General features: G+C 64.0%; 18 protein-coding genes and 1 pseudogene. 18 read left to right on the top strand and 1 reads right to left on the bottom strand.

Annotation, left to right across the window (positions count from 1 at the left end):
• Positions 1–8 precede the first annotated feature (8 nt).
• The 18 genes and pseudogenes from ACVMIH_RS21265 to ACVMIH_RS21180 all read left to right on the top strand — a co-directional run bounded on the left by ACVMIH_RS21265 (position 9) and on the right by ACVMIH_RS21180 (position 16237).
• On the top strand, positions 9–875 hold the full coding sequence (locus tag ACVMIH_RS21265) for a branched-chain amino acid ABC transporter permease (RefSeq protein ID WP_456855347.1): 867 nt from the start codon (positions 9–11) through the stop codon (positions 873–875).
• Between the two features lie 4 nt (positions 876–879).
• Entirely contained in the window at positions 880–1917 is a 1038-nt protein-coding gene (locus tag ACVMIH_RS21260) for a branched-chain amino acid ABC transporter permease (protein WP_456855348.1), read from the top strand.
• Positions 1914–2252, top strand: a pseudogene (locus tag ACVMIH_RS21255) (ATP-binding cassette domain-containing protein); the annotation flags it as partial. The gene ACVMIH_RS21260 and the pseudogene ACVMIH_RS21255, both read left to right, overlap by 4 nt.
• Positions 2164–2673 (top strand): ABC transporter ATP-binding protein C-terminal domain-containing protein, encoded by a 510-nt coding sequence (locus tag ACVMIH_RS21250; protein WP_456863243.1) that lies wholly within the window; start codon positions 2164–2166, stop codon positions 2671–2673. The pseudogene ACVMIH_RS21255 and the gene ACVMIH_RS21250, both read left to right, overlap by 89 nt.
• Complete coding sequence (locus tag ACVMIH_RS21245) at positions 2673–3365, top strand: ABC transporter ATP-binding protein (RefSeq protein ID WP_050387518.1); 693 nt, start codon at positions 2673–2675, stop codon at positions 3363–3365. The genes ACVMIH_RS21250 and ACVMIH_RS21245 overlap by 1 nt, the downstream gene beginning before the upstream one ends.
• Complete coding sequence (locus ACVMIH_RS21240; RefSeq protein ID WP_456863241.1) at positions 3365–4759, top strand: MmgE/PrpD family protein; 1395 nt, start codon at positions 3365–3367, stop codon at positions 4757–4759. Before ACVMIH_RS21245 ends, ACVMIH_RS21240 begins: the two co-directional genes overlap by 1 nt.
• Entirely contained in the window at positions 4756–5565 is an 810-nt protein-coding gene (locus tag ACVMIH_RS21235; protein ID WP_057017379.1) for an SDR family NAD(P)-dependent oxidoreductase, read from the top strand. The genes ACVMIH_RS21240 and ACVMIH_RS21235 overlap by 4 nt, the downstream gene beginning before the upstream one ends.
• Before the next feature lie 79 nt (positions 5566–5644).
• A complete protein-coding gene (locus tag ACVMIH_RS21230) occupies positions 5645–6808 on the top strand; it encodes a CaiB/BaiF CoA transferase family protein (protein WP_057017380.1) in 1164 nt (387 codons plus the stop codon).
• A complete protein-coding gene (locus ACVMIH_RS21225) occupies positions 6798–7592 on the top strand; it encodes an enoyl-CoA hydratase/isomerase family protein (RefSeq protein WP_057017381.1) in 795 nt (264 codons plus the stop codon). The genes ACVMIH_RS21230 and ACVMIH_RS21225 overlap by 11 nt, the downstream gene beginning before the upstream one ends.
• A gap of 13 nt (positions 7593–7605) precedes the next feature.
• On the top strand, positions 7606–8541 hold the full coding sequence (locus ACVMIH_RS21220; RefSeq protein ID WP_057017382.1) for a hydroxymethylglutaryl-CoA lyase: 936 nt from the start codon (positions 7606–7608) through the stop codon (positions 8539–8541).
• Between the two features lie 11 nt (positions 8542–8552).
• Positions 8553–9755: an acyl-CoA dehydrogenase family protein gene (locus ACVMIH_RS21215; protein ID WP_057017383.1), complete on the top strand. Its 1203-nt coding sequence runs from the start codon at positions 8553–8555 to the stop codon at positions 9753–9755.
• An 11-nt stretch (positions 9756–9766) separates the two neighbouring features.
• Positions 9767–11140 carry an MmgE/PrpD family protein gene (locus ACVMIH_RS21210; protein WP_229188879.1) on the top strand — a complete coding sequence of 458 codons (1374 nt, stop codon included), beginning with the start codon at positions 9767–9769 and terminating at the stop codon, positions 11138–11140.
• 8 nt (positions 11141–11148) lie between these two features.
• Positions 11149–11961, top strand: a complete 813-nt coding sequence (locus tag ACVMIH_RS21205; protein ID WP_253638761.1) for an aspartate/glutamate racemase family protein — start codon at positions 11149–11151, stop codon at positions 11959–11961.
• Positions 11958–12845: an MBL fold metallo-hydrolase gene (locus tag ACVMIH_RS21200; RefSeq protein WP_057017385.1), complete on the top strand. Its 888-nt coding sequence runs from the start codon at positions 11958–11960 to the stop codon at positions 12843–12845. The genes ACVMIH_RS21205 and ACVMIH_RS21200 overlap by 4 nt, the downstream gene beginning before the upstream one ends.
• 220 nt (positions 12846–13065) lie before the next feature.
• The gene (locus tag ACVMIH_RS21195; RefSeq protein WP_225158765.1) at positions 13066–14073 is read left to right on the top strand and encodes a LacI family DNA-binding transcriptional regulator; all 1008 of its coding nucleotides are present in this window, start codon (positions 13066–13068) and stop codon (positions 14071–14073) included.
• Positions 13955–15325 carry an NADH:flavin oxidoreductase/NADH oxidase gene (locus tag ACVMIH_RS21190; protein ID WP_244558771.1) on the top strand — a complete coding sequence of 457 codons (1371 nt, stop codon included), beginning with the start codon at positions 13955–13957 and terminating at the stop codon, positions 15323–15325. The genes ACVMIH_RS21195 and ACVMIH_RS21190 overlap by 119 nt, the downstream gene beginning before the upstream one ends.
• 418 nt (positions 15326–15743) lie before the next feature.
• On the top strand, positions 15744–15956 hold the full coding sequence (locus ACVMIH_RS21185; RefSeq protein ID WP_028333410.1) for a hypothetical protein: 213 nt from the start codon (positions 15744–15746) through the stop codon (positions 15954–15956).
• Positions 15957–15958: 2 nt separating this feature from the next.
• On the top strand, positions 15959–16237 hold the full coding sequence (locus ACVMIH_RS21180; RefSeq protein WP_057017387.1) for a hypothetical protein: 279 nt from the start codon (positions 15959–15961) through the stop codon (positions 16235–16237).
• Positions 16238–16250: 13 nt separating this feature from the next.
• On the opposite strand, the gene asnB is transcribed toward ACVMIH_RS21180, so the two are convergent.
• The gene (asnB, locus tag ACVMIH_RS21175) at positions 16251–18191 is read right to left on the bottom strand and encodes an asparagine synthase (glutamine-hydrolyzing) (RefSeq protein ID WP_057017388.1); all 1941 of its coding nucleotides are present in this window, start codon (positions 18189–18191) and stop codon (positions 16251–16253) included.
• Positions 18192–18431: the final 240 nt, after the last annotated feature.

Here is an 18431-nt window from a genome sequence, read left to right as displayed (position 1 = left end):
GGTACTCCGTGCAAGGTTTTGTCGCCACCTGCCTCATAGGCATCAGCCTGGGTGCGCAGTACGCGCTGCTCGCCCTCGGCTTCACCCTGATCTTCGGCATTCTGGGAGTCGTCAATTTCGCGCATGGCGGCTTCTACGTTCTCGGAGGATATCTCGCCTATTCCGCGGTGACCTATCTTGGCATGCCCTACGCGCTGGCGGTGATCTGCGCGGCGCTGGGCACCACGCTGCTCGGATTCCTGTTCGAACGCTTCGTGCTGGATCGCGTGATCGACGATCATCTGGCGACGCTGATGCTGACGCTCGGCCTCTATTTGATGATGTCGAGCGGCATATTGGTGGTGTTCGGACCGCAATCTCCGGCCTTCGCCTTTCCATTGACCGGTGTCATTCACGGCCATGGCTTCTTTGTGCCGATCGAGAATCTCGTGGTGCTGGGCGTCTGCATCGTCGGGATCCTGTCGATCTACGGCCTGATCTATTACACCGATTTCGGCCGCGCGCTGCGAGCGCTGGCCGATGACCGCGCGGTGGCGACAGCGCAGGGACTGCGTCCCGCGATTCTGTTCCCGGCTGCCTTCGCCCTGGCGACGGGGCTCGCCGGCCTCACCGGCGCGCTGGTCACACCGATCCTGTCGCTCGCGCCGCATATCGGCGATCCTGTGCTGGCGACGTCCTTCCTGATCGTCATTCTCGGCGGTCTCGGTAGCGTCGGTGGTGCGACAGTCGCGGCTTTCATCGTCGGCATGGCGGAGGCGTTCTCTGCGGTCTATCTCGGTGGCTCGAAGGGCGCACTCGCGCTGTTCGTGCTCGTCCTTGTCATGCTGGTCGTCAAGCCATCGGGTCTTTTCGGTTACCGGGTTCGGGGAGCTTGAGCACATGACAGCCCGCACCCTTTCCAAGCGCGGCGACCTGGCCGAGGCAGCAAGCGTCGTGGTCATCGCGGCCGCTTTCGTAGTTCCCTGGCTCAGCCAGAACCCGATGGTCTATTCGCTGGCCAACCAGATGCTGATCGCGATTACGGCCGCGTTCAGCGTCTACATCATGCTGCGCATGAATCTGATGACCTTCGCGGTGCCGACCTTCATGGCGATCGGCGGTTACACCGTCGCGATCCTGGGGCTTCGTCACGGCGTGACCGATGTGCTGCTGCTGGGGCTTGCGAGCTTCGTGGTGCCGGCGCTGTTTGCGCTGCCGCTCGGCGCGCTGGTGCTCCGTCTGACCGGCGTCTATTTCGTGCTGGTCACGTTCGTCCTCACCGAGATCACGCAACTGTTGCTGTTTGAAACGCCGGGGTTGACCGGCGGGTCCAATGGACTGGTCGGCATGCCGGCCGTGACGCTGTTCGGGCTGGAGCTCGCCGACAACCGCGCGGTGCTGCAGGTCACGATCGGGCTGGCGCTCGCCGGCGCTATCGTCACCGCTGCGGTGACCCGCACGCTGCGCCAGCATTTCGCGGCGATCGAGGAGAACGAACTGCTCGCCCAGAGTCTTGGTCTCGTCGTCTGGCACTACAAGGCGTTCGGCTTCGCCATCGCCGCGGGTGTATCCGGGCTCGCCGGCTTCGCCCTCGTCAACATGCTGCTCACCGCCCATCCGACCTCGTTCAGCGCGCTGTCATCGGTCAACTACATTGCCTATGCGATCATCGGTGGGAAGAGCAGCATGCTTGGCCCGGTTGTCGGTGGCGCCCTGCTGATCTGGGCGGGAGACGTCTTCGCATTGCGCGGGGAGTATTCCCAGTTCCTGTTCGGCTTCCTGATCGTGGTGGTGGTGCTGGTCGCGCGCGAGGGCGTCGTCGGGACGATCCATCGCCTCGGCGTCCGCGTGTTTTCGCCGCCGCCGCCGTCGCGATCGGCCACCGTCGCCTCGTCGCCGACGCTGAGCGTGCCCAATGCGATGGAGCCCCTGCAATGACGGCTGAATGCACCGAACGTACCGACGGCGGCGCGCTGCTCGAGGTCGCAGCGATCTCCAAGCGTTTCGGCGGGCTGCATGTCTTCGACAATGTCAGCTTCGCCATCCCGCCAGGCGACGTCCTCGGCGTGATCGGACCGAACGGCGCCGGCAAGACCACGCTCATCAACGTCATTTGCGGCATGCTGCCGCCGACCATCGGCCGGGTGCGGCTCGACGGCAAGGATATGACCGGCAAGCCGCTACATGCCGTCAGTCGCATGGGAATTATCCGCAGCTTTTCAACAGACCAACACCTTCCGTACGGCATCGGTCCGCGAGAACATTTCGCGGGCCCTTCGCTTCAGCGGCAGCGGGCCCGGATGGGACAGCGTCGCGCCGCTGATCGACGAGTTCGAGCTCGAACCGCAGCTCGACGAGCAGAGCGACAAGCTGCCGTACGGGCTCCAGAAGATGCTGGGCCTTATTCTGGCTTGCGCCGCCCGGCCGAAAGTCCTCCTGCTCGACGAGCCGGCGGCCGGTCTCGAGCGGCGGGAGCGCCTGCGGGTCGATGCTTTCGTGCGCCACGTGAGGACGGAACTCGGTTGCGGGGTCCTGATCGTCGAGCATGACATGGATCTCGTGCGCCGCCTCTGTCCAAGAATACTGGTGCTCGATTCCGGTCGGGTCCTGGCCGAGGGCGCTCCGGCCGACGTCCTGGCACGCAAGGATGTCATTGACGCCTATCTCGGGACAGTGGACGAGGAGGCGGCCTGATGCTGGCGGTGAAAGACCTCGAAGTCCGCTACGGCGGCATCACGGCAATCAGCGGCGTCTCGATCGACGTCGCCGAGGGCGAGACGGTCCTGCTGATCGGCGCCAATGGCGCAGGCAAGTCGAGCCTGATCAACGCCATCATCGGTCTGGTCCAGGCCTCGCATGGCAGCGTGCGCTTCGCGGGCCGTGATCTCAGTGCCGTATCCTGCGATGGGCGCGCGCGGGCCGGAATTGGGTATTCGCCCGAAGGGCGCCGCGTGTTCCCGACCATGTCGGTCGCTGACAACGTCCTGAGCGGCGCCTGCTGGCACGGCGGAGCGAGCCAGCGCCAAGCCTGGGCCTGGCTTTGTGGCATCTTTCCGATCCTGAAGGAGCGCGCCAGCCAGCCGGCCGGACAATTGTCAGGGGGACAACAGCAGATCGTCGCCTTGGCGCGCGCCATGAGTTCGTTTCCCAAGCTGCTGCTGCTGGATGAACCCTTCCTCGGGCTCGCGCCGGTGTGGATCGCGCAGATCAGCGAGGCGATCCGCCATATGCAACAGCGCGGCACGACCATTCTCATGACCGAGCAGATGGCGCGTCCGGCGCTCAAGCTTGCCACACGCGGCTACGTGATGCGCGGTGGCGAGGTCAGGCGGAGCGGCACCGTCGCCGAAATTCGCGACGTTGCGCTTGCCGAGGAGTATTTGTGATGTCCGCTACTTTGAACGCCACTGCGCTGCTCGGGACCTTCGCCGCAACGACGTCGGCGAGCGAACTGTCCCCGGATGTCGCCACGAAGGCAGCCATTTGCCTGCTGGACTCGCTGGGGCTCGCGCTCGCGGCGCGACACGAGCCGACGGCCGCGGCCGCGCGCGCGATGTCCGCGGAGGTGCTGCCTGGACCGCGCACCGCGCGCATCTGGGCGAGCGGCAAACATGCCGCGCCGTCCGAGGCGGTTCTCGCCAACGGCATTGCCGTTCACGCCCATTTTCAGGACGACACCGACCACGATTCATGGACGCACCCGGGATCCCTGATTGCGCCGGTCGCGGTGTCGCTTGGTGAAACGCTGGATGCGCCGCTGCGCACCGTATTGACCGCTCTCACGGTCGGCTATTCCACGCTCAAATGGCTTGGTGCGGGTGAAGTCGTTGCCCGCGGCCTGATCGGCAGGGGCGTGCGGACCAGCCCGACCTTCGGCACGATCGGTGCTGCGGCGGCGGCCGCAGCCGCACTTGGGCTCGATCCACCGAGGTCCACCAGCGCAGTTGCAATCGCGGCCTGCACGACCGGCGGCACGCTGGAGCCGGTGCGCTGCGGCTCCGATGAATGGCGCGTACAGAACGGGCGCGCCGCCCAGGGCGGGCTGGTGGCCGCGGAGCTTGCGGCGCGCGGCGTCCAGGGGGCGCCCGATGCGCTGGAAGGACCGAAGGGATTGTTGCGCTCGCTTGCCGGCCTCGATCGCACGCCAGAACAATGGCAGCGAGGCCCCGATGTCGCGACGATGATCGGCATCATGGCAAAACCGTTCGCAACCCTGGGCGACAACATGTCGGCGGTGCTGGCGGCGCATATGCTTCACCGCGACGGCATCGATCTGTCGCAGGTGAAGCGGATTACCGTGACGATCTGGGAGCCCTATACGCAATATCCGGGAACGTCATTCAAGGGACCGTTCACGCGGACCGTGCAGACCCAGGCCAGCACCGCCTTTGCGGTCGCCGCCATGCTGCGCTACGGCCGCCTCGACTACGAGATGGGCGTCGAGCACCGCCAGGACCCGGAGATCATGGCACTCGTCGGAAAGACGATCGTCGAGCCGGACGCGGTCGGCACCCATCTCGACGCGACCGTCGAGTTGGAGATGGAAAATGGTGCGCGTCTTCGCCGGACCGCGCGCGAGGCGCCCAAGGTTCTGGTGTTCCAGGACGAAGCCCGCGCCACCGAGGTTTTCGATAGCCGCCTGGCCGGCACCGGAATTCCGGCCGGCGAAGGCGCCAGCCTTGCGGCCGAGATTTTCGCCTCGGCACGTAGTGGCGGATCGATGCCTGTGCGCAGGCTGCTCGACCGCCTGACCCGATCTCAAAGGGATGCGATCAAATGAAACTTGGACTTGAAGGCAAGACTGCGATCGTCACCGGCGGCAGCAAGGGCATTGGTCTCGAGACCGTACGCTTGCTGGCGGAGGAGGGTGTCAAGGTTCTGGTCTGCGCGCGCCGCGAGGACGCGCTGGCCGAATGTCGTTCTGACGTCGAGCGGAGCACCGGCGTCAAGGTCGAAACGCTGTCGCTTGATGTGACGGATCTGAAGCAGATCGAGCGGCTGCCGGCGGTCGCCCGCGACCGTCTCGGCCGCGTCGACATCCTGGTCAACAATGCCGGCACGGGCACCTACAAGCCGTTCCTCGAAGTCACCGACGAGGAACTGCAATACGGCATGGCGATCAATTTCTTCGCTCAGTTCCGTATCTGTCAGCGCATCATCCCGATCATGATCGAGCAGAACGGCGGCGGCATCGTCAACGTGTCGGGCGAAACCGGGATCATGGTGACGATGCCGCCGTTCCTGTCGTCATGCACCGGTCCGGCCAAGTCGGCCGAAATCCGCTTCTCCAAGATTCTCGCCAACGAATTCGGGCCGCACAACATTCGCGTCAACTGCGTCGTTCCCGGTTTCGTCAATACTCCGGAACGTTTTGCAAAATGGGAGCGTGAGCTCGCCAAGCGCAATCTGGGCGAAGAGGAGGCGGAAGCCGAACGCAAGCGCTGGTCGGAAAATAACTCGATGCGCAACACGCGCTGGGGCACGCCGGAGGAACTCGCCAATTTGATCGTCTTCGCGCTGTCCGACCGCGCGAGCTTCGTCAACGGCGCGGTGCTGGTTGCCGACAATGCGCAGGACAAGTCGTGAAAGCGACGCCGCTCGACATGATGAATCGATTGATGACAACAGGAACGTCGGCGGCCCTTGCGGCAGCCGGGAGGATTTGATGGACGTTGACAAGCCGCTCGCTGGTATCACCGTGATTGAACTCGGACACAGCGTGGCCGCCCCCTATGCCGGATTGATTCTGGCCGATCTCGGCGCCCGTGTGATCAAGGTCGAAAATCCCAAGAGCGGCGATTATGCGCGTGGCTGGGGGCCGCCGTTCTGGAACGGAACGGCAAGTGTGTTCCATAGTCTCAATCGCGGCAAGGAAGGCATCACCGTCGATTTCGGCGCAGCGGAGGATTGCGAGAGGCTGAAGTCGCTGATCCTGAACGAGGCCGATGCCGTCATCCAGAATCTGCGGCCCGGCATTCTGGACAAGTTTGGTCTCACCGCGGATGCGCTCAGCGCCGCGAAGCCATCGCTGATCTGGTGCGACATCGGCGCGTTCGGCGCCAAGGGGCCGCTCGCCAGCAAGCCCGGCTACGATCCGCTCGCCCAGGCGAGCACCGGCATCATGAGCGTCACCGGCGAGGGCGGCCGGCCGCCGGTGCGTGTCGGCGTCTCGCTTGTCGACATGGGCTCCGGCATGTGGGCAGTGATCGGCATGCTCGCTGCGTTGGTGGCGCGCAACAAGGGCGGTCAGGGTCGCAGCGTTGCGACCTCGCTTTACGAGACCGGGCTCGCGTGGATGACCGTTCCGCTGGCCGGCTATGCGGCGTCAGGTGAGGTGCGCAAGCCCTATGGATCGGGCACCGCGGAAATCGCGCCCTATCAGGCATTTGAGGCGTCCGACGGATGGCTGATGATTGCCGCCGGCAACGACAATCTGTTCCGCAAGCTGTGCGTGGCGTTGAGTCTCGAGGCGCTTGCGCATGATCCTGACTTCGCGACCAACGCGGCAAGGGTCGTCAACCGCGAACGACTGATCCCCCAAATCGCGGCCGCGGTGCGTAAGTATACGGCCGATGCGCTCGGCGGCATTCTCGACGGCGCCGGGGTTCCCAATGCACCGCTGCTGACCACCGACCAGGTTGCGGAGCATCCACAAACCCGCGCCCTCGACATGATGGTGCGTTGTGCTGGCGACGATATCGATCTTGTCGGCGTTCCGCTTGCCTTCGACGGTACGCGACCACGCGCGCGCACCGCTGCGCCGGCGCTCGGCCAGCACAATGCCATTCTTCGAAAGCCTGCGAGCAAGGGAGCCATCAATGCGAACTGATTTCCAGACCATCAAGGTCGAACGGCGTGATGGCGATATCCTGCTGGTGACGTTGCACCGGCCGGAAGCGTCCAATGCAATGAACACCCAGATGGGCCTTGATCTGGTGGAACTCTTCGAGGGCTTCTCGACCGACATCGAGGGGTTGCGCGCGGTGATCCTGACCGGACACGGCGACAAGGCGTTCTGCGCCGGGGGCGATCTGAAGCAGCGCAACGGCATGACGGACGAGGCCTGGCAGGCACAGCATCTGGTCTTCGAGCGCATGCTGCGCGCTCTGCTGGGCTGTCCGATTCCCGTGATCGGCGCGATCAACGGTGCGGCCTATGGCGGCGGCTGCGAGATCGCGGCGGCGCTCGACTTCGTCTACGCCTCGACCAATGCGCGCTTCGCGCTGACCGAAGTGACGCTCGGCATCATGCCAGGTGGCGGCGGCACGCAGAATCTGCCGCGCGCCGTCGGCGAGCGCCGCGCCAAGGAATTGATCCTGTCCGGCCAGCCGTTCTCGGCTGCCGAGGCCGAGCAGTGGGGGCTGGTCAATCGGGTGCTGCCGCCAGGGGAATTGCTGGAGGCGACCTTCGCCATCGCCCATCGCATCGCTGCCAATGGCCCGATCTCGGTGCGCCAGGCCAAGCAGGCGATCCATCGCGGTTTGCAGATGTCGCTCGCCGATGGCCTCGCCTTCGAGATCGAGGCCTACAACCGTCTGGTCCCGACGGCGGACCGGCGCGAAGGCGTGCTGGCGTTCAACGAGCGCCGCAAACCCAACTTTCAAGGCAAGTAGAAGGAGGCGCGAAATGCGTGAGAAAGCTCATGTTCGCGAGGTCGGACCCCGCGACGGCATTCAGATGGTCAAAACGATCTTGCCGAGCGCGCGCAAGCTGGCCTGGTGCCGTGGCGCGGTGGAGGCCGGAATCCGCGAGATCGAGGTGACCTCATTCGTGCCGGCCAAGGTGATCCCGCAATTTGCCGACGCGGAGGAGGTGGCCCGCGGCGCGCTGACAATGCCGGGCTTGCGGCCCTCGGTTCTGGTTCCGAATCTGAAGGGGGCCGAGCGCGCCTTCGCGCTCGGTGTGCCAATCGTCAACTACGTGCTGTCGGCGAGCGAGGAGCACAACCAGGCCAATGTTCGCCGCAGCACAGAAGAGTCGCTGCAGGACTTCGCGCGCATCGCCGCGGAGCGCGATCAGCGCCCCGGAGCACGAATCGGACTTGGTGCGGGCATCGCGACCGCGTTCGGCTGCACCATCTCGGGGACGGTATCGGAGGCACGAGTGGTCGAGATCGCGGTGCGACTCGCCGGGATGGGCGCCGACGAGATCATCGTCGCCGATACGGTCGGCTATGGCGATCCGGGTCAGGTCCGCCGCCTGATGGGCGCAGTGATCGCCGCGGTGCGTCCACTGCCGGTCGCCTGCCACTTCCACGACACGCGCGGTCTCGGTCTCGCCAATGTGACGGCGGCACTGGATGCGGGTGTACGCGCCTTCGACGCATCCCTCGCCGGACTCGGCGGCTGTCCGTTCGCACCCGGCGCCACCGGCAACATCGACACCGAGGATACCGTCTTCCTGCTCGAGCAACTCGGTTTCGATACCGGCGCCGATGTCGAGCGGCTGGTCGCCTTGCGACGCGAGGTCGAGAGCTGGCTGCCCGGCGAACGGTTCTCCGGCGCGATCGCCCGCGCCGGCCTGCCCAAAACGTTCCGCGTGTCGGCCAGCGCCGCCGCCTGAAAGGATATGACATGAACTATCACGACGCCGCCCAAACCGCCGACATGGAGGTCACCGTCACGTTGGGCGAGGATTTCTCCGACCTGCGCAACACGGTGCGGCAGATCTGCAAGGGCTTTCCGGGCGAATACTGGCGCAAGCTCGACGATCAAAGCGCCTATCCGACCGAATTCGTCGCGGCGTTGACGGAGGCGGGATTCCTCGGCGCGCTGATCCCGGAGGAATATGGCGGTTCGGGCCTGCCGCTGCGTGCGGCGGCAGTGATCCTCGAAGAGATCAATGCGAACGGCTGCAGCGCCAGTCCCGCGCATGCCCAGATGTACATCATGGGTACGTTGCTTCGTCACGGCAACGAGACCCAGAAGCGGACCTACCTGCCGGAAATCGCGGCGGGACGGCTGCGGCTGCAGGCCTTTGGCGTAACCGAGCCCAATACCGGCTCCGATACCACCCAGCTCAAGACCCGCGCCGAGCGTCAGGGGGACGTCTATGTCGTCAACGGCCAGAAGGTCTGGACGTCGCGGGCGCTGCACTCCGACCTGATGCTGCTGCTGGCGCGCACCAGTCCGGTCGATCAGGTGAAGCGGCGCACCGACGGACTTTCGGTGTTCCTGGTCGACTTGCGTGAGGCCAAGGGCAACGGCGTCGAAATCCGCCCGATCAAGGCGATGGTCAATCACAATACGACAGAGGTGTTCATCGAGAACCTGAAAGTGCCGGTCGCCAATCTCATCGGGGAGGAAGGCAAGGGCTTTCGCTACATCCTCGACGGCATGAACGCCGAACGAATCCTGGTCGCCTCCGAATGTGTGGGCGACGGACGCTGGCTTCTCGGCAAGGGCGTCGCTTATGCCAATGAGCGGCGCGTCTTCGGACGATCGATCGGCCAGAATCAAGGCATCCAGTTTCCGCTGGCGCGCGCCTACGCCGAACTCGAAGCCGCCGACATGATGTGCCGCCGCGCCGCCGCGCTGTTCCAGGCCGGGCAGCCCTGCGGAGCAGACGCCAACATCGCCAAGCTGCTGGCGTCGGAGGCCACCTGGAAGGCTGCCGATACGACATTCCAGACCCATGGCGGCTTCGCCTTTGCGCAGGAATACGACGTCGAGCGCAAGTGGCGTGAGGTCCGTCTTTACCAGACAGCCCCGATCTCGACCAACATGGTGCTGGCCTTTGTGGCGCAGCACGTGCTCGGTCTTCCGCGTTCCTACTGAGGAGACGACCCATGCTGGATATCACGCGTCAGACGGCCAATTTTGTAGCCGGCCTCAAGCTGTCCGATCTGTCCGGCCGCTGCCGCGAGGCGGCGCGGACCGGCATCATCGACTGCGTCGGCGTCATGATCGCTGGTGCCGCCGAGCAGCCGGTGCGGATCGTGTCGGCGATGGTGGCCGCGTCCACCCAGAACGATGGCGCGCCCGAGGTTCCGTCGGGCCGCAATCTCGCGGCGCCGGATGCTGCGCTCGTCAACGGTGTCGCAGCGCACGTGCTCGACTATGACGACGTGGCGCTCGCCGGACATCCGAGTACCGTGCTGGTGCCCGCCATCCTGGCTGAAGGCTGGTCGCTCGACTCCAGCGGTGCCGACGCACTCGCCGCCTATGCCGCAGGCTACGAAGTCTGGGCGCAGGTCATTGCGCTGGAGCCCGGTCACCTCCATGAGCGCGGCTTTCATCCGACGGCCGTGATGGGCGCGCTCGCCACCGCGGCCGCCTGTGCGCGGCTGCGCAATCTCGACTCCACGAAGACCGCGCATGCCATCGCGATCGCCGCCTCGCTCGCCTCCGGACTGGTCGCCAATTTCGGCACCATGACCAAATCGCTGCATGCCGGCCGCACCGCTCAATCCGGCGTGCTTGCCGCGCGCCTCGCCGATCAGGGATTTACCGCATCGCTGGACGTGCTCGAGCACCAAACCGGCTTCCTGCGCGCCCATTCGCCATCGGGCACGCCGGATATCGAAAACGGGACGATCGATATAGGCCGCAACTGGCGGCTGGCCGATCTCGGCATCAATGTGAAGCGCTATCCGACCTGCTATGCGACCCATCGTTCGATCGACGCGATGATTGGCCTGGTGAATGCGCACAAGCTCAAACCCGACGACGTGAAGGAAATTCGGGTCCACACCGGCGTCACCCAAAGGCTGATGTTGCGCAACACCAATCCGCAGACCGGTCTCGAGGCCAAGTTCAGCATGGAATTCGCGATGACCGCCGCGCTGATCGCCGGCCGTGTCGGGCTGTCCGAGCTCACCGATGAGTTCGTCTCGCGGCCCGACGTCGGCGCTACCTTCGCCAAGGTCCGCTGCACGACGACGGACGAGATCATGCCGGGCGACCAGCCGTTCGCGCCGGCCGACCGCGTCAGCGTCGTGTTGACGTCGGGCGAAGTGCTTGAGCACGCGCCGGTGGTTCATGCCAAGGGCAGCTGGCAGCGCCCGCTTTTGCGCGACGAACTGCAAGATAAGTTCATGGACTGCGCGACCCGGGTGTTCAAGCAAGGCCAGGCCGCAGCACTGTTCGAGCAGCTCTGGAATATCGAGGACCTCGGGTCGATCCGTTCGCTGCGCCTGACCAACGATCGGGGCGACGCATGAGCGCGGCAATGCCTGGGAAGAGATCGACGCCGCGGATCTGGCACCAGTCGGTCAACGAGCTCGATCATCTCGAAGTCTACAAGCGCGCGCTCGAGGCCCATGCGGCGGAAATCCTTGGCGACGACGCCGAGGTCGTCGTCCACGGGCTTCCGTCCGGATCATACGCCGGCGCTTCGGCCACTGCGGTGCTCGGCAATGCATTCGCCTATCACCGCATTCTCAGCCGGGTGATCGACAATGCGATCGCGGCCGAGCGGCAGGGTTATGATGCCTTCGTGATCGGCTCGTTCAGCGAGCCGTTTCTGCGCGAGATCCGCTCCGCGGTGGATATTCCCGTCGCCTCGCTGACCGAGAGTGGTCTTCTGGTCGGCTGCTCGCTCGGCAGCTATGTGGCATTGATCTCCAATGCGCCGGCGGTGCAGTGGATGACGAAGGTAGCGGTCGACAAGCACAAGCTCGCCGCGCGTGTGCTGGAGGTCGCGGCGATGGATCCGCCGCTCGACGAGCCGCAGCTGGCGCGTGCTTACGCCGACCCGGCTCCGGTCATCGCAAATTTCACCGCCGCGGCCGAGCGCCTGGTGGCGCGCGGCGCTGACGTCATCATTCCGGCGGAAGGCGTGCTGGCGGAACTCTTGGTTCGTCACGGCGTCCACCGCATCGCCGGTGCTCCTGTGATGGACGTGTTTGCCGTCACCTGGGCCTACGCGCTGATGCAGATCAGGCTCTGGTCGAAGGCGCAACTTGGCGTGGGCCGGAGCTGGCACCACAGGCGCGACGATGCAGCGATCGTTGCAAGATTTTGGCAAGGGGACGCACAATGAGCACTTCACCCTCAACGCAAGTCGCAGGAGTCTATCACCGCAGGCTTGGCGACGCGCTGGTCACCGGCCTCAGCGACGGTTACGTCGACATGGGATACACGATCTTTCGCAATATCCCCGAGGAGGAAACCAAGGCCATTCTGGCGCGCGATCATCGCACCTCGCCGCCGCGCATCTCGGTCAACGCCTTTGCCGTGCGCATGGACAACCGGACCTACCTGATCGACTGCGGATCAGCGGATCTGATGGGGCCGACCTGCGGTCGCCTGCCGGCAAATCTCGCTGCCGCCGGCATCGATCCGGCCTCGGTCGACGCGGTGCTGCTGACCCATGTCCATCCCGACCATTCCAACGGGCTGACAGATGCCGCAACCGGAACGCGGCTGTTTCCCAATGCGGAAGTCATCGTCCATGAGAACGAGATCAATCACTGGTTCAACGACGAGGCGATGGCCAAGGCGGCCGAGCGGCCCCGGCGCCGCTATTTCGAGGCCGGCCGCACCCAGCTGAAGCCCTATATGGCTGCCGATCGCGTCAAGACATTCCGGAAGGGCGAGGTGCTCCCGGGCGTCACGGCGATCCCGATCCACGGTCATACGCCGGGCCACGCCGCCTATGTCGTATCGCGCGGCCGCGAATCAATGGTGGTTTGGGGGGACACGGTCCATGTGCCGGAGATCCAGGTTGCACGTCCGGAAGTGACGATGGAATTCGACACCGACCCCGAGGCCGCCGCGGCCGCTCGTCAGATGATGTTCGACATGGTGGTCACTGACGACATGCTGGTCGGCGGCATGCATCTGCATTTCCCCGGGTTCGGACATATGCGGCGTGAGGCAGGCCGGTACAGCCTGGTGGCAGAGCAGTGGGCGTTCGAAGTATGAGCCGCAATATCGTCGAAGCCGACGCCATCTGATCGTTTCCGGAACAAGGACGGGAGGCCAGGCCGTTTGGATCACGGTGGAGAAATGCACAAATCATTTGCCTTCGGCCGGCTGATAGCACCTGCGGCCGAATTGGCTTCCGCGTATTGTGCAGGGGATTGAGATCTCAGCCCCGGTGATGGTGATGGCAGAACAGCAAACGGCAGGTCGCGGAAGCAAATTGACAATCCGCGACGTGGCGACCGCAGCGGGCGTATCGACCGGCACGGTGTCGCGGGTGCTCAATGCCAATGCCACCGTCCATCCCGACATCCGCCGGAAGGTCCAGCGCGCAATCGATGATCTGGGCTATACGCCGAACGCGGTGGCGCAGAGCATGCGCATCCGGTCGACCCACACGATCGGCTGCATCTTGCGTGAGATCAACATTCCGCAACTCGCCGGCTTCGTCAAAGCCGCGCACGACGTGCTGGACGAGGTCGGCTTCTCGCTGCTCATCTCCAACTCGGAAGGCCGCAAGGAGCGTGAGCGGGAGCTGCTCAGCCGGCTGTCGCGGCGGCAGGCCGACGGCGTGATGATGGGGCCGTACACGCCGGTCGCCGGTGAGTTCGAGGCCTTCCTGCGCGATCTCGATATTCCGATCGTGCTGATCGATCGTGATCAGCCGGATTGGACTGATGCCGTTATGGCCGATCACGCCGAAGGGATGCGTGTCGCGGTCAGTCATTTGCTCGATCTTGGTCATCGGCGGGTGGCGCTGATCACCGGCGACGCCGGGCTCTATCCGGCGCGCGAACGCGTTCGCGGCTATCAGGAGGCTTTTGCCGCGCGAAATCTCGAGCCCGATCCCTCGCTCGTTCACGCCGGGAGCTTCCTGCCCGGCGCTGGATTTCGTATCACCTCGGCATTGCTCGGCCAGCGCAACCCACCGACCGCGATCATTTCCGGCGGCATCGACATGCTGTCTGGCGTGCTGCGCGCGGTGCGCGGGCGAGGCCTGCGGATACCGGAGGACGTGTCGCTGATCGCGTCAGGCCATTCCGAGCTCGCCGAGCTCGTCTCGCCGGCCGTCGCCATCATCGGCTGGGATCAGGCGGAGGTCGGCCGGATTGCGGCTGGCATGCTGCTCGATCGCATCCGAAACGACGGTCCGCACGAGCCGCGGCGCGTGCTCGTGCCCAACGAGTTCATCCCGCGCGCGTCGCTGGGGCCCCCAAGACGTACCTGAAGACTTGCCGTCCATGGCACGAACGGACGGCCATAGCATGCAAGGAGACAGTTCCATGAGTGGTGAAATGATCAACGGCAAAGAAGACGAGCGGCCGATGCTGTTCAAGCCACTCACGATTCGAGGCCTTACGCTGAAGAACCGCCTCGTCGTGCCGCCGATGGTCCATTACAGCTGCGAACCGGGAAATACCTGCGGAGCGTTTCATCTCGTACACCTTGGTCGCTATGCGCTCGGTGGATTTGGGCTCGTCTTCGTCGAAGTGACGGCGGTGGAGGAAGTCGGACTCACCAACGAAAACGATCTCGGCATCTGGAATGACGAGCAGGCCGAGAGCTTCAAGCCGCTGGTCGCCTTCATGAAGCGTCAGGGGACGGCGATCGGCATTCAGATCGGCCATGGCGGCCGCAAGTCGTCGGCACAGTCCGCCATGCAAGGCATGGGGCCGCTGACCGAAGAGAATCTGAAAGCCGGCGCCAGGATCTGGCAACCGGTAGGCCCGACCGCCGAACCGGTCGCCAAGGGCTGGCTGACGCCACGGCAATTGACCACCGCCGAGTGCAAGGCCATGGTCGGCACCTGGGCAGCCGCTGCAAGGCGGGCGGTTGCCGCCGGGTTCGACACCATCGAGATCCACACCGCGCACGGCTATCTGCTGGCCTCGTTCCTGTCGCCGGTCTCCAACACACGTAATGACGAGTATGGCGGCGACCGCGCCGGGCGCATGCGTCTGCCGCTCGAGATCGTCGAGGCGGTGCGCCGCGAAATGCCGGCGGACATGCCGCTGTTCGTGCGCGTCTCGTCCGTCGACGGCACTGTCGAGGGCTGGAACATGGATGATACGGTCGCCTTCGCGCGCGAGCTGAAGGCGCGCGGCGTCGACGTCGTCGACTGTTCCTCCGGCGGAATCTCCGGCGCGGCTACGGCAGCGCAAGTGCCGCGCAGCCTCGGCTTCCAGGTTCCTTTCGCCGAGCGCGTGCGCAAGGAGGCGGATGTCACCACCATGGCCGTCGGCATCATTCTCGAGGCGCAGCAGGCCGAGGCCATCCTTCAGAAAGGCCAAGCCGACCTCATTGCCGTCGGGCGGCAATCGCAGTTCAATCCCAACATCGCACACCACTGGGCGCACGATCTCGGCATCAACAGCCGTTTCGAAGATTGGTCGCCCGAGTTCGGCTGGTGGCTCGAGAAGCGGATCAAGACTCTCCAGGGCTTTGCCACGCCGACGGGCGTCGTTACGCGTCACTCCTGACCGGCGTCACACATCGCTCGCAGCCGGTGAACGGAACGCCGTCCACGGCATCGCTGCTATCTTTGAGGATCCGCGGTGCCGCGCGACGGGTATCGCAGCGCGGGTCCAGCAGCGCGTTTCAGGTTCGCTGCTGAACCTGCGCCGAGTAGATATCGGCGAAGCGGTCGCACGACAGGTTCTTCTGCATCCTCCCCATCGTGTTGCGTGGAAGTAACTCGACAAAGACGATCGAACCGACTTCTCGTTTTCAGCCGGATCCCGACAAGCGGCGGAATCATGTCGTGGAGGTCCGGATTTTTACGGACTGAGCGTTAACGCTATCGCACGAGCACTAAGGCGGGGGTCTTGTCAGGACGCGATTTGGCCAATTTAATCGAGAGATTGCAGTACGTTATTCTTATTGTAGAGCGCATTTCCGATGAAAGCCATCGAGCAGATTGTTGCCGGCTACGTTTCGTTGAAAGATCGCCAAGCCCTGGAAAAGCTGAGGCACCATCGTCAGCAACTGCTGGATGATGTTCAGATGCACACCATTCCAGGGTTCAAGCCGTCGATCGTGAGCGATATCCTCCGCGAGGAGATCGAGGTCATCGAAGGCGCGCTAGCGCGCGTAGATGAGGATCGACCATAGTCATGAGCAAAAACTTCGACGAGATCGAGACACTGAAACCAATGGCCTGCAGTGCCATCACCGATCCCAGTCTGAGGATGATATACGAAGCTATCCGCGGCGCGCTCGAGGCCGACGATGAATTCGAGGCAAGCGGCAAAGATCCCAAATTCCGAGTCCGGTCGACGGCCGAATGGAAGCGGCATGCCCGCGATCTTGAGGCGGAGATGTTGAAGCGAGGGCTCGAGTTCGACGTTATCGATTGGACGAATGGTCAGAGTGAGCGGCGATACAGCCGGTGAAGGCACTCGCTGTTCATGCGTAAACGCCGTTGCGATGGCACCAACGGACAAACGTGTAGATGGACCAAACCCGCGACCAGTACATGCCGGGCGCTCCGTCGAGAAAGGCTCGCCAAAGTCGCTCAACCGCGTCGGGATTCAGGCCGGTAGGCGCGATCGCCTGCGGATCGCGCATGGTTCGATCCATGGCGTCCTTCAATCCGCGGCGAATCCACCGGTCAAAGGGCATGACGAAGCCAGTCTTTGGGCGCTCGAAGAGCGCAGGATCGAGACCGCGCAATCCGATCCGCCGAAGCATATCTTTGCGCCCCAAGGGCTGATATCGCGCTTGGTCCGACAGGGCGTCGACGCTTTCAAACAATACGTGGTCGACCAGCGGAACGCGCTGCTCGAGCGAGCTGGCCATGCTTGCTGCATCATTGTCGCGCAGGAGGCGTTCACCCAAAAAGAGACGTTGTTCCATCACGCTAATAGCGGAAACAGGGGTGCGGCCGGCCGTTTCGGCCGTCAGCCGCCGGCGCATCGCGTCGGGAAGGCCTTCCATGAGCGAGCCCGCGAAATCCGGTGCAAGCAATTCACCCTGAAATCCAGGCAGGAAGAGCGCGTAGGCCATCTGGTATAACGCCAAAAGATCCTCGCTACGATCGACCATATCCGGAAGCTTCGCCCAGCGCGTTTGAGGCGGCACGGGATGCGAGGATCGTCGCAGGGGCCAAGTCAACAAAGCTGCAGCCTTGGCTTGCCATTTTCTGGGAAATGCGCGGCCCCGATGACACCACTGCTGCAAGATCGGAAGATCGCGGTACGTCGGATACCCGCCGAACAGCTCGTCACCCCCGGTTCCTGACAGCGCGACGGTAAAGCCTGCTTCGCGAATGGCCCGGGAGATGAAATAGGCGTTCAGTCCATCGAAGGTTGGCTGGTCGAGACTATCGAGGGCGTCGTCCAGACTGTCGACGAACCGCTGCTCGGACAACACTACTTCATGATGCTGAGTGCCGATTGCCGCAGCGGTCTGCCTTGCGAACGGCGCTTCGTTGAACTGCTGGTCCTCGAACGCGAGCGTGAAAGTATGAACCGGGGCGTCAGCGGTCAGTTGCGCGAGATTTGCCATCGCGGAGGAATCGATGCCGCCCGACAGGAAAACCGCGAGCGGCACATCACTGGCGAGGTGAAGCTTCATCCCTTCGTCGAGGATCGAGGCAAGCGCCGCTTCGTCCATTGTCGGTTTTGGCGCCTCTCCGGGAATGCGCCAGAAATCGTGCTCGCTTATTTTGCGGCCTGTCCCGTCAAACTCGGCGTAGTGACCCGGCGCAAGAAGTTCAACACCCTGAACGGCGGTGCAGGGGCCTACAACAAACCCGTTCCATACGTTGCTCGCAACCGCCTGCGGATCAAGACGCGGCGTTCCGAGCAAGCCTGAGGCCAGCAATGCACGCAATTCGGATGCAAATATCAGCGACCACGTCGTGTTCGGATTGCTGGACTGCGCGATATAGAGCGGCTTGATGCCGAGCTGGTCGCGCGCAAGCAGAAGTCGTCGCTGTTGCGGATCCCAGCTTGCGAATGCGAACATGCCGCGCAGCCATCCGACTGCCTCCAGGCCATGCAGCCCGAGTGCCCGCAGCATGACGGCGGTGTCGCCGCTGGACCGAAAAGACTGCCCTTCGCTCTCGAGGCGTTTGCGCAGGGCGACATAGTTGTAGATTTCGCCGTTGAACGAAATCACGTGCCCGGTTGTATCGTCCACCATCGGTTGGGCGCCGGCGGATGACAGATCGAGGATCGAGAGGCGGCGGTGATCGAGCATGACACCCCAGCCGCGGGCATCCGGCGTCGAAGCCCACGAGCCATGGCCGTCCGGCCCGCGATGGATCATGGCCTTGCTCATCCGAGCGAGCGCGGCCCGGTTGTTTTCGTCAAGCCGGCCGATGATACCCGAGATACCGCACATTCAATCGTCGCCTTCGCGGCTTGAGCTTGAGCTGGCCCGCACGAGGTAACGTTGCGGAGAACCTACCAAGACTGCTTCGGCAATGCTTTTACGTCGAAAATCCAAGCGGATAAATGGACACGCCGCCTTTCTATCATTGTTTCGTTAAGAGGAACGAGGCAACTATTAACGCAAGGCTTCGGCTTAAGCATTGAGTAAGCCGAGCTATGTGAATGTGGGCCTCAGCGAGCATCTCAGTAC

It is taken from the genome of Bradyrhizobium sp. USDA 4503 (assembly GCF_054055815.1).
Note: the sequence above shows the minus strand (reverse complement) of the source record. Positions and strands in the feature narration are given on the sequence as shown.

Excerpts from the sequence above, each read along its gene's own strand:
- ACVMIH_RS21185 (WP_028333410.1), top strand. The coding sequence starts at position 15,744 with ATGAAAGCCATCGAGCAGATTGTTGCCGGCTACGTTTCGTTGAAAGAT.
- ACVMIH_RS21230 (WP_057017380.1), top strand. The coding sequence starts at position 5,645 with ATGGACGTTGACAAGCCGCTCGCTGGTATCACCGTGATTGAACTCGGA.
- ACVMIH_RS21180 (WP_057017387.1), top strand. The coding sequence starts at position 15,959 with ATGAGCAAAAACTTCGACGAGATCGAGACACTGAAACCAATGGCCTGC.
- ACVMIH_RS21200 (WP_057017385.1), top strand. The coding sequence starts at position 11,958 with ATGAGCACTTCACCCTCAACGCAAGTCGCAGGAGTCTATCACCGCAGG.
- ACVMIH_RS21250 (WP_456863243.1), top strand. The coding sequence starts at position 2,164 with ATGCCGTCAGTCGCATGGGAATTATCCGCAGCTTTTCAACAGACCAAC.
- ACVMIH_RS21260 (WP_456855348.1), top strand. The coding sequence starts at position 880 with ATGACAGCCCGCACCCTTTCCAAGCGCGGCGACCTGGCCGAGGCAGCA.
- ACVMIH_RS21225 (WP_057017381.1), top strand. The coding sequence starts at position 6,798 with ATGCGAACTGATTTCCAGACCATCAAGGTCGAACGGCGTGATGGCGAT.
- asnB (WP_057017388.1), bottom strand. The coding sequence starts at position 18,191 with ATGTGCGGTATCTCGGGTATCATCGGCCGGCTTGACGAAAACAACCGG.
- ACVMIH_RS21245 (WP_050387518.1), top strand. The coding sequence starts at position 2,673 with ATGCTGGCGGTGAAAGACCTCGAAGTCCGCTACGGCGGCATCACGGCA.
- ACVMIH_RS21235 (WP_057017379.1), top strand. The coding sequence starts at position 4,756 with ATGAAACTTGGACTTGAAGGCAAGACTGCGATCGTCACCGGCGGCAGC.
- ACVMIH_RS21215 (WP_057017383.1), top strand. The coding sequence starts at position 8,553 with ATGAACTATCACGACGCCGCCCAAACCGCCGACATGGAGGTCACCGTC.
- ACVMIH_RS21240 (WP_456863241.1), top strand. The coding sequence starts at position 3,365 with ATGTCCGCTACTTTGAACGCCACTGCGCTGCTCGGGACCTTCGCCGCA.
- ACVMIH_RS21210 (WP_229188879.1), top strand. The coding sequence starts at position 9,767 with ATGCTGGATATCACGCGTCAGACGGCCAATTTTGTAGCCGGCCTCAAG.
- ACVMIH_RS21220 (WP_057017382.1), top strand. The coding sequence starts at position 7,606 with ATGCGTGAGAAAGCTCATGTTCGCGAGGTCGGACCCCGCGACGGCATT.
- ACVMIH_RS21205 (WP_253638761.1), top strand. The coding sequence starts at position 11,149 with ATGCCTGGGAAGAGATCGACGCCGCGGATCTGGCACCAGTCGGTCAAC.